The 7,332-nt window shown below is 40.0% G+C and carries 13 protein-coding genes; 1 reads left to right on the top strand and 12 read right to left on the bottom strand.

The genetic code is table 11. The annotated features are described in order from the left end of the window. Nucleotides 1-57: 57 nt before the first annotated feature. The 12 genes from gvpU to gvpQ form a co-directional block, all read right to left on the bottom strand. On the bottom strand, nt 58-429 hold the full coding sequence (gvpU, locus tag LD39_RS02540) for a gas vesicle accessory protein GvpU (RefSeq protein ID WP_035542557.1): 372 nt from the start codon (nt 427-429) through the stop codon (nt 58-60). A 30-nt stretch (nt 430-459) separates the two neighbouring features. Then, complete coding sequence (locus LD39_RS02535; protein WP_035542554.1) at nt 460-936, bottom strand: YtxH domain-containing protein; 477 nt, start codon at nt 934-936, stop codon at nt 460-462. A 128-nt stretch (nt 937-1,064) separates the two neighbouring features. Beyond that, complete coding sequence (locus LD39_RS02530) at nt 1,065-1,376, bottom strand: gas vesicle protein (RefSeq protein ID WP_035542552.1); 312 nt, start codon at nt 1,374-1,376, stop codon at nt 1,065-1,067. Between the two features lie 15 nt (nt 1,377-1,391). After that, nucleotides 1,392-1,691, bottom strand: coding sequence for a gas vesicle protein K (locus tag LD39_RS02525; protein ID WP_035542551.1), 300 nt, complete (start codon nt 1,689-1,691; stop codon nt 1,392-1,394). Continuing rightward, nucleotides 1,678-1,932, bottom strand: coding sequence for a gas vesicle protein (locus LD39_RS02520; RefSeq protein WP_035542549.1), 255 nt, complete (start codon nt 1,930-1,932; stop codon nt 1,678-1,680). The genes LD39_RS02525 and LD39_RS02520 overlap by 14 nt, the downstream gene beginning before the upstream one ends. A 3-nt stretch (nt 1,933-1,935) precedes the next feature. Further along, nucleotides 1,936-2,751 (bottom strand): GvpL/GvpF family gas vesicle protein, encoded by an 816-nt coding sequence (locus LD39_RS02515; protein ID WP_035542547.1) that lies wholly within the window; start codon nt 2,749-2,751, stop codon nt 1,936-1,938. A gap of 17 nt (nt 2,752-2,768) precedes the next feature. Next, nucleotides 2,769-3,020 (bottom strand): gas vesicle protein GvpG, encoded by a 252-nt coding sequence (locus LD39_RS02510; protein WP_035542546.1) that lies wholly within the window; start codon nt 3,018-3,020, stop codon nt 2,769-2,771. Further along, entirely contained in the window at nt 3,017-3,781 is a 765-nt protein-coding gene (locus LD39_RS02505) for a GvpL/GvpF family gas vesicle protein (RefSeq protein WP_035542544.1), read from the bottom strand. The genes LD39_RS02510 and LD39_RS02505 overlap by 4 nt, the downstream gene beginning before the upstream one ends. Before the next feature lie 12 nt (nt 3,782-3,793). Next, nucleotides 3,794-4,699: a gas vesicle protein GvpN gene (gene gvpN, locus LD39_RS02500; RefSeq protein WP_035542543.1), complete on the bottom strand. Its 906-nt coding sequence runs from the start codon at nt 4,697-4,699 to the stop codon at nt 3,794-3,796. Nucleotides 4,700-4,718: 19 nt separating this feature from the next. Next, nucleotides 4,719-4,994 (bottom strand): gas vesicle protein GvpO, encoded by a 276-nt coding sequence (gene gvpO, locus LD39_RS02495; RefSeq protein ID WP_035542540.1) that lies wholly within the window; start codon nt 4,992-4,994, stop codon nt 4,719-4,721. Nucleotides 4,995-5,040: 46 nt separating this feature from the next. Beyond that, nucleotides 5,041-5,334, bottom strand: coding sequence for a gas vesicle structural protein GvpA (gene gvpA, locus LD39_RS02490; RefSeq protein ID WP_035542538.1), 294 nt, complete (start codon nt 5,332-5,334; stop codon nt 5,041-5,043). 20 nt (nt 5,335-5,354) lie between these two features. Then, the gene (gene gvpQ, locus LD39_RS21705) at nt 5,355-5,858 is read right to left on the bottom strand and encodes a gas vesicle protein GvpQ (protein ID WP_052158697.1); all 504 of its coding nucleotides are present in this window, start codon (nt 5,856-5,858) and stop codon (nt 5,355-5,357) included. A gap of 906 nt (nt 5,859-6,764) precedes the next feature. On the opposite strand from gvpQ, the gene LD39_RS02480 reads away from it, so the two are divergent. Then, the coding region (locus LD39_RS02480; protein WP_081988249.1) for a transporter substrate-binding domain-containing protein at nt 6,765-7,332 on the top strand (568 nt) is incomplete at its 3' end.

Genomic DNA, 7,332 nt, shown 5'->3' with positions numbered 1-7,332 from the left:
AACAAAATAAAAAGCCTTGCAGGAGGAGTATCCCCTAGCAAGACTCGTCTCTTTACATTATTCCACTCTGGCATCTATTTTTCCTAAGAAAAACCCATCCACTTCCTCAGCTTTGCCTCTCCAGTAGAATTTTTCCTCAGACGGAGTGGGCTGCGAGTCACCATTATAAACCTGGGCATCTTTAAGGTGGACAAAGCGAGTCTCACCCTGTGCAGATTCTTTTGCTGATTGACTGGCTTTCGATAGCTTTTGACTAATCTCTTGTGAAGTCTCATTGCCATCTTCAAGTGTCCGGCTGATAGATTCCAAATATTTTTGAGCGGATACAGTTGTGCCAGTCACAAGGGCTCCGTTTACATTCAAAGTGATATCCAGAGAAAAGTCATTTTGATTGGCCGCTTTTACTAAAGTCAGTAGTAAATCATCCATAGCTTCATCCCCTTTCAGAAATCATTGATCCTACTTAATCGTGTCATCTTCACTGGTCAATTCTGTTTTCACTTCCTCTTCTGTGCTTTCAGGTACCTTTTTTTCGTTCTGTTCGTTTTGATTTTGTTTCTCAAGAGAAGCAGCTGTTTCTGGAAGTGCGTCTTGAGCGTCTGAAGCTTCTTCAAGCTTAGGGACTTCCTCCTCTTTATTTTTGGATTTCTTAAATTTATCTGTCACTTGCTTCGATTTTTCTTTAGATTTGTCTTTCAAATTCTTGAATTTCTCATTAGCCTTACTTCCGGCTTTACTTGCTTTCTCTTTAAAACTGGAGGAGTCTTTTTCTTCTGACTGATCTGCATTCTGTTTTTTCTTAGGGTTGATCAGCAGTCCTGCAGCAGCTCCGACAACACCACCGATCACCGCTCTCTGCAGTTTAGTATCCTTCTTTTTGTTTTCTTCGGGCTGACTTGATGAGTGGTTCAATCCTGTTTTATTTTTCGCTTCCATAGTTAACACTCCTTAGTTTTTTATATATACTCGATTAAATCTTGTTGTTTATTTTTGTTCAATGGGTCCGGAAAGCACTTGGTTACCCTGACCCCTTTTCTCTTCGTATAAGTAACGATAGACTCTTTTTATAGACGATTGGATTGCATATTTTTCTCTAACCGCTCGATTCGTTTTTGTAATTCTTCGTTTTCTTTTTCTAATGCTTTTGTATCTTGTTCAGCAGCTTTCGAACTGAGATAAGGATCATTTTCCCACCAGTCCATACCGATCTCCTTCGCTTTATCCACAGAAGCGACAATCAGGCGGATTTTTATGGTCAAAAGTTCAACGTCTGCTAGGCCGACCCGAATGTCCCCGGCGATGACGACCCCTTTATCCAAAACAGTCTCCAACACATCTACGATACTGTTCGACTGAGTCGATTGTTCAATAGCCATGCTTCAACCTCCTTTTCACAGTAAATTCCCAAGCGGTCCGAGGTCGATATTCAAATCTTCATCGTCCAGTTCAAAAATGTCCTTAAGCTCATCCATTTTCACTTCAAGGTTCATGAGCGCAAGACCAAGCTTTTCAATTTCTTCTTCAGTCAGCGTGCCGCCATCTACTCGTCTGAGGGCGTGACGCTCGACCAGCTGCCTTAGCAATTCGATAACTGTAAGGACAAGCTGTGCCAGACCTTGCTCAGCTCCTTCTGGATCCAATTCAATACGCCCGCTTTTCGCAGGTTTTTGTTCAAGATCACTCGGTGGCATGCTCTAACGCCTCCTTTTCTTTATCCATACGTTCAGATGACAGGGATTCAGCTGCCTTCTGGTTGCTTTGAACCAGCGTTTCCACAGCCGATATTAAAATTCGCAAATCCAGATAAACTAGATCAATCCCGGCAATGGATATGACTATATCCCCTTTGATCGCTACCCCTTTGTCCAATACTGTATCTAAAATATCAATGAGGGCGATATCTTTATTTTCATATTGATCTCGATAAGACATCCGTCAGACCTCACTTTTTGAGAGATTCACAAAATGATAGGCTGGCCATGGACCGGTGATTTCAAACTTCCATCCCGCAGAAGCATGTTCTTTATTCGCTACCGTTACGTTTTCCAAAAAAGATTCTACATGTTCAATGGGGAGTAAATAAGCGCTGTTCCAGCACATTTCCTCGTCTTTTCCCGTCACATCTTTGTTCCAGACTTTTTTCACTGCGTCCTGCGCTGCGAGGTCTTTCCATTTGTCATGATAGCCTTTTGAGAAAATGTGCTGCTCTTGCTCCACTTCCTGGTCGATCAATTGATCAAGCTTTTTTCGTTCAAGATATTGTCTTCCTTTAGACATCTCAGCTATTTCAGCTTTCTTATTTTTTATAGTTAAATTGTTCTCTGCAACCTCTTCCTTCAAAAGGCTGGGATCACAATATATTTTCACATTCCATTCTTCTTTATTTTCAAGCTCGTGAAGGAGGCTTTCCCACTCATTTTCACGACTATGAATCATTTCAGATAAGCTATCTTCATTTTGAAAGATCGTACAAAATTTCATCGGTATAATCGTTGTGCGTTCTCTCAAGCTGATCAAGGCTTCATGATGATGAAACGCTTTTTCTTGCACCCAATCCATTTGTTTCGTTTTTTCTTCCAGTACTTCTTCACCATATTCCTCTTTATTGACAGGACAGACCACGGCTGCACATTCATTGAAATTGATAATGGATAAACTGTGCTGCCCATCGATTCCTTTTATGTCTGGGAAGCTGTCTGCTTCTTCGACTTGTTTTGGTATAATTCCATATAAATACAAAAGTTTACTCATCTGTATGCTGCCCCCTGCTACCGTTTCGTCAGCTCTTCCCATTGCTCCATTTCCATTCTTTTTGCCACTTCATAACGCTGGAGTAAGACTTCTTCTTGAGATTGATAGGTTTCTTCAGAAATTTCCTCAAGCTCATACATCATTTGCAGCTGGATGAGCTTCTTTTGAATATGTTCTAGATCGTACATTTCCTTATCCACTTCTTCTTTGACATGCTCGCCGACTTTAACAATCAAGTTGATCGGGGAAGTGAATAATTTATGAATCATGTCGTTTCCTCCACCTTCAGTTTAATATTGATGAAGTTATAGGCCGGCCATGGACCGGTATATTTAAAGTCAACTTTATCCTTCCAGCGCTCATGCAATTCATTTACCTTCTTATCAAAAGCTTCTTCTTTATCACGATCGATCAGGTAAGCGCCGTTCAATAGCATTTTTTCTCCCAGTGTCTCATTGGACTTAGCAGACTCTGCCAGCTTAGCAAGGGAGGCATGAACATCGCCTTCAACGTCCTGCTTCAGCATTTTGAAAAAGTCTTGCGCCATTTCCCCAAGCTTGATTCTGTCGAAATAACCGGCAGCCTCCGTTTTATTGGCAACGGTTTGTTTCTGCTTCATCACTTTTTCATTTTGTTGCACCTGGTTCTCCAACCAATCTTTTTTCCCAACTACCTTTAAGCCGATCTCAATCTTGTTCCTGACTTCAGGAAACAACTTAACGAGCTGGGGATACAAATTCTTCAGAAGAACTTCTGTATCCATCCGCGTTTGAAACACGTTTCCAAAACTGATCGGTACAACACTACTCTCACTCTCCATAACTTTGGAGATGACTTGCTGATGGGTCATTAAATTCTCTTTTTTGGGGTGATAAATTTTGATAGGTGCCTCAACGGCTACCATCGCTGCATCTTCATAATGGACCGTAAAAACCGGGCGATCTTCGCCTTCAAAATGAACGGAACCAAAGTCTTTTGCACTTTCTGCTTGAATACAACAAAAAACGTAAACTCCATTTTCCTCAGCCATCATCAGATCCTCCTAAACGTTTCTGCATACATCTAAAATCTTATTTTGTAAGTCTTCGGTATCCTCATTACATAGATTCAATGTGAAATAAGTAATGTCCAAAACCAGATTTTGAAAGTCTTCATTCTTTCCATCAACAGGGATGTCGTACTTTTCTAAAATGTCAGCGATCATAATAGACGCCCGTAAACTTAGTCCATCATGGGCTTCTTCACATAACCCGTTCACTTTTTCAGTTAAGTCTACGATTTTTTCGGCTTTAGATTCTTCCATCGACGTCCGTTCACGAACGACAGCCACTTGTGCTTCTTTATCCATCATGTGAAACGGGATCGTGATCATTCGGTCAAGTAGTGCATCCTGCGTTTCAAAGATCCCTACGTACTCTGTCGGGTTGCTCGTGAAAATAATGGAGAAATCAGGGTGGACCTTAATATGAGATTCTTTCCGCTTAGCTCCATATAAGGGCAAGAGTTTTTCTTCAATCACGGACAGAAAAAGGTTGTTCGTATCGGGACGTGATCTTGTAAATTCATCGTAGACGACGGTATAGCCATTTTTCACCGCTTCATACAATCGGCCTTCAACCCAGCTTTCAGTCACCTCTTCCTCAATTTTCCGGACTGTTCTAATAAAGTTGTCATCCGATTTCTTCCGGCTATACCCTTTATAAGCACCAATTAAATCTTCATTGGATAGATCCTCATTTCCACTGATCATCAATACCGGACGGTTACGCTTTTTTGCCACGTGCAAGGCCAGGGTAGTTTTACCAACTCCTGACGGCCCTGTATAGTGTACAGGATAGCCGGAAGACAAGTATCGAAGCGACCGTCTTATTAAACTTCGGAAAAAGGGATGGTCATACACACCTTCTTTTCCCTCCGGTACAGATTTCGTTTTGGTCAGCCTTGTCACTCTTCATTCCCCTCTCTTTCTATTCAGCTTGTTCTTCTAAATCGCTGCGGTAGCGCAAGCTTAATCTTGAGAAGCCAGTCACTTCCTGGTTGTCATCAAGAAAAACTTCATAAAGGCCGACCATTTCATCATGGGCATACTTTCGCATATAATCTTTTTCCTCAATAATTTCGACTAGTACTCTCCAGCCTTCTTCATTCTTTTTTGCGGAGATAATTTTATGTGGAGGAGCAATATTTTCTTTAAAAAAATCTGTAACTTTGTCTAGTATTTTCATAGCTTTCTCAATCACCATCCTCATAGGAATAAGAGGGTTGGATTGCCCAACCCTCTATTAATCATTAAATACTGAATTCACCGCTGCGTTCGTTGGACTGTCCAGACTGGGAAGAATCCTGTTCACCTAATCGACCGCCTAAGCCTTCTTCTTCTACCTCGTCTCTTAGTAAACCGACGGCCTCTGCATAACGTAGCCATGTATCTACACTGGCAATAACCACCCTCGCTTCAATGGTTATCAGTTCAATACCTACGACAGAGACACGCGCGAATGCATCGATAACGATCCCTTTATCCAGAATACGGTCGACGACCTCAGCAAGACTTGAACTATCTGTTGATTTTTGAATAGCCATGTTCATTCTCCTTTCAATAGTTAACTATGGTAAGTTTTAATGTCGGCCAACCCTTTTACATCCTTCGGTCCTTTAATATCTGAAGAGCTTTTAATTTGGGAAATGCTTTTGATGTCCTGTACACCCTTCACTTTTCGATTGGAATTAGCACTAACTTTTTCTTGCACCTCTTCGCCAGATTCCTTGACTGAAGCAATTTTTTCTTTCAATTTAAGCAGGTTTTCCTGCATTTTTTCTTTGGCCTCTTCAGCTTTTGCATGAACATTATCTGCATTCGCGGAAGTCTTTTCTTGAAGATAGTTTTGAAATTGATTTTGGAAATAATCCCCTGCTGCATCTTGCATTTCATCAGTGGCATGATCATGTGCTTCCTTTGGGTCATCTGCCTTCCTTACGATTTTGGAGAAGGTAGGCGCTTTACTTCTAACAACGGAAGCTACTTTTTTAACCCCCCCTTCGACTTTATCTTTGATGGATTCCTCCTCAGTGGCTGTTTCTTGATTCTCTTCTATTTGATTGGTCATTTACACCACCCTTTTCAGAGGTTATTATAGTGGCAAAACTTTTAGTGAATTTATTTACCTTACTTCCCACACACTTGAATGTAAAACCCTACATTTGTAATATGTCATTGAAAATGGTAGTTTTTTACTTGATTGTTACATGCAATTACAACCTTTCCCCTATCTAAACCATAGGAAAAGCTACCCCTTACTCCCTACAAATTACAAATATTACAAAAGGATTATTTTTGATATTATTATCAATTTTTAGACAACAAGCTGGTTCTTGGTCTATAAATACAAAAAAACATATCCTTTATTTGGAATAGGTCCCTTCTTTATGTATTATTTTCAGCTATTCGTTTTCACTATCTTCCACTTTTAAATCACACCTGCTGCTTGATTTGAGGTAGTTCTTATTTGATAAATTATCTCGAGTGTCATTACAGACTTTGAGACACTCAATGGTGCTCCTTAAACCTTCTTATCTTTCAATTCATTCATACTTCCAAGTCCTCAAACTGGGATGGTTAAGATTCCATAGATGGCTATATCTACTTATCAATCACTTATATTTAATGTAAGGTCCCTCAATTAACAATTCTAAGAAGTATTTACTTTATTGCCTCTTCTTAGTATCTGTTATATTTTTTAATGAATAGTTATAAATACTCCCCACTAAAATCATAGCCCTCAAAGAAGTTACATCAATATCTCCCTCAATTCCCAGTAAATATACAAATTACTTTTCGAGAATCATAGCATTCGGCTCTTATAGAAAGTAATTAATAGAAAAAGAGTTGTTCTACGTCAATTAAAGCTGATTTTTATCGTTTTTTGTTAAATTTAGAATAATTATGAATTTTCAAATTAATAGCACAATTTGAGATAATAGAACTGTAAACGACTAAAGGGGGAGAAAACATAATGAAAAAGTTTTACTTAATGATAACAAGTATCATTTTGGTACTTGTTCTAGCGGCATGCGGAAGCTCAGGTGATGGCGCTTCTGGAGATGGAGGGTCCGATTCTGGTGGCGATAGCGGAGAGACATATACAGTCGCTACAGATAATAACTTCGTACCTTTTGAATTTCTAAATGAAGATACAGGTAAAATGGAAGGTTTTGATATGGACCTGATTCGTGCGATTGCTGACGAAGCAGGGTTCAAAGTTGATATTGAATCCATGAAATTCGATGGAGTTGTCACTGGTATGCAATCTGAGCGTTATGATATCGGGATTGCAGGAATGACAATCACAGAAGAACGTCAAAAAACCATCGATTTCTCTGATCCATACTATGATGCTGGTCTTATGCTTGCAGTCCAGTCTGATAACGAAGAAATTAAATCAGAAGATGATCTAGCCGGTAAAAAAGTTGCGACGCGTTCCGGGACAACCAGTGAGACATACTTGAAGGATAATCATCCAGATGCGGAAGTCGTCACTTTCCCTGGCATTGTAGAAGCCTATATGGACCTTCAAGCTGGCC

The organism is Halobacillus sp. BBL2006 (genome assembly GCF_000786645.1).
Lineage (GTDB): Bacteria > Bacillota > Bacilli > Bacillales > Halobacillaceae > Halobacillus.
The sequence above is the reverse complement of the archived record's forward strand: the minus strand, read 5'-3'. Positions and strand labels throughout refer to the sequence as shown.

What these genes read in the sequence shown, in the direction of transcription:
- LD39_RS02525 (WP_035542551.1), bottom strand. Translation starts at nt 1,691, where the DNA reads ATGCCACCGAGTGATCTTGAACAAAAACCTGCGAAAAGCGGGCGTATT.
- LD39_RS02510 (WP_035542546.1), bottom strand. Translation starts at nt 3,020, where the DNA reads ATGATTCATAAATTATTCACTTCCCCGATCAACTTGATTGTTAAAGTC.
- gvpQ (WP_052158697.1), bottom strand. Translation starts at nt 5,858, where the DNA reads ATGACCAATCAAATAGAAGAGAATCAAGAAACAGCCACTGAGGAGGAA.
- LD39_RS02535 (WP_035542554.1), bottom strand. Translation starts at nt 936, where the DNA reads ATGGAAGCGAAAAATAAAACAGGATTGAACCACTCATCAAGTCAGCCC.
- LD39_RS02520 (WP_035542549.1), bottom strand. Translation starts at nt 1,932, where the DNA reads ATGTCTTATCGAGATCAATATGAAAATAAAGATATCGCCCTCATTGAT.
- LD39_RS02530 (WP_035542552.1), bottom strand. Translation starts at nt 1,376, where the DNA reads ATGGCTATTGAACAATCGACTCAGTCGAACAGTATCGTAGATGTGTTG.
- gvpO (WP_035542540.1), bottom strand. Translation starts at nt 4,994, where the DNA reads ATGGTGATTGAGAAAGCTATGAAAATACTAGACAAAGTTACAGATTTT.
- gvpU (WP_035542557.1), bottom strand. Translation starts at nt 429, where the DNA reads ATGGATGATTTACTACTGACTTTAGTAAAAGCGGCCAATCAAAATGAC.
- LD39_RS02505 (WP_035542544.1), bottom strand. Translation starts at nt 3,781, where the DNA reads ATGGCTGAGGAAAATGGAGTTTACGTTTTTTGTTGTATTCAAGCAGAA.
- LD39_RS02515 (WP_035542547.1), bottom strand. Translation starts at nt 2,751, where the DNA reads ATGAGTAAACTTTTGTATTTATATGGAATTATACCAAAACAAGTCGAA.
- gvpA (WP_035542538.1), bottom strand. Translation starts at nt 5,334, where the DNA reads ATGGCTATTCAAAAATCAACAGATAGTTCAAGTCTTGCTGAGGTCGTC.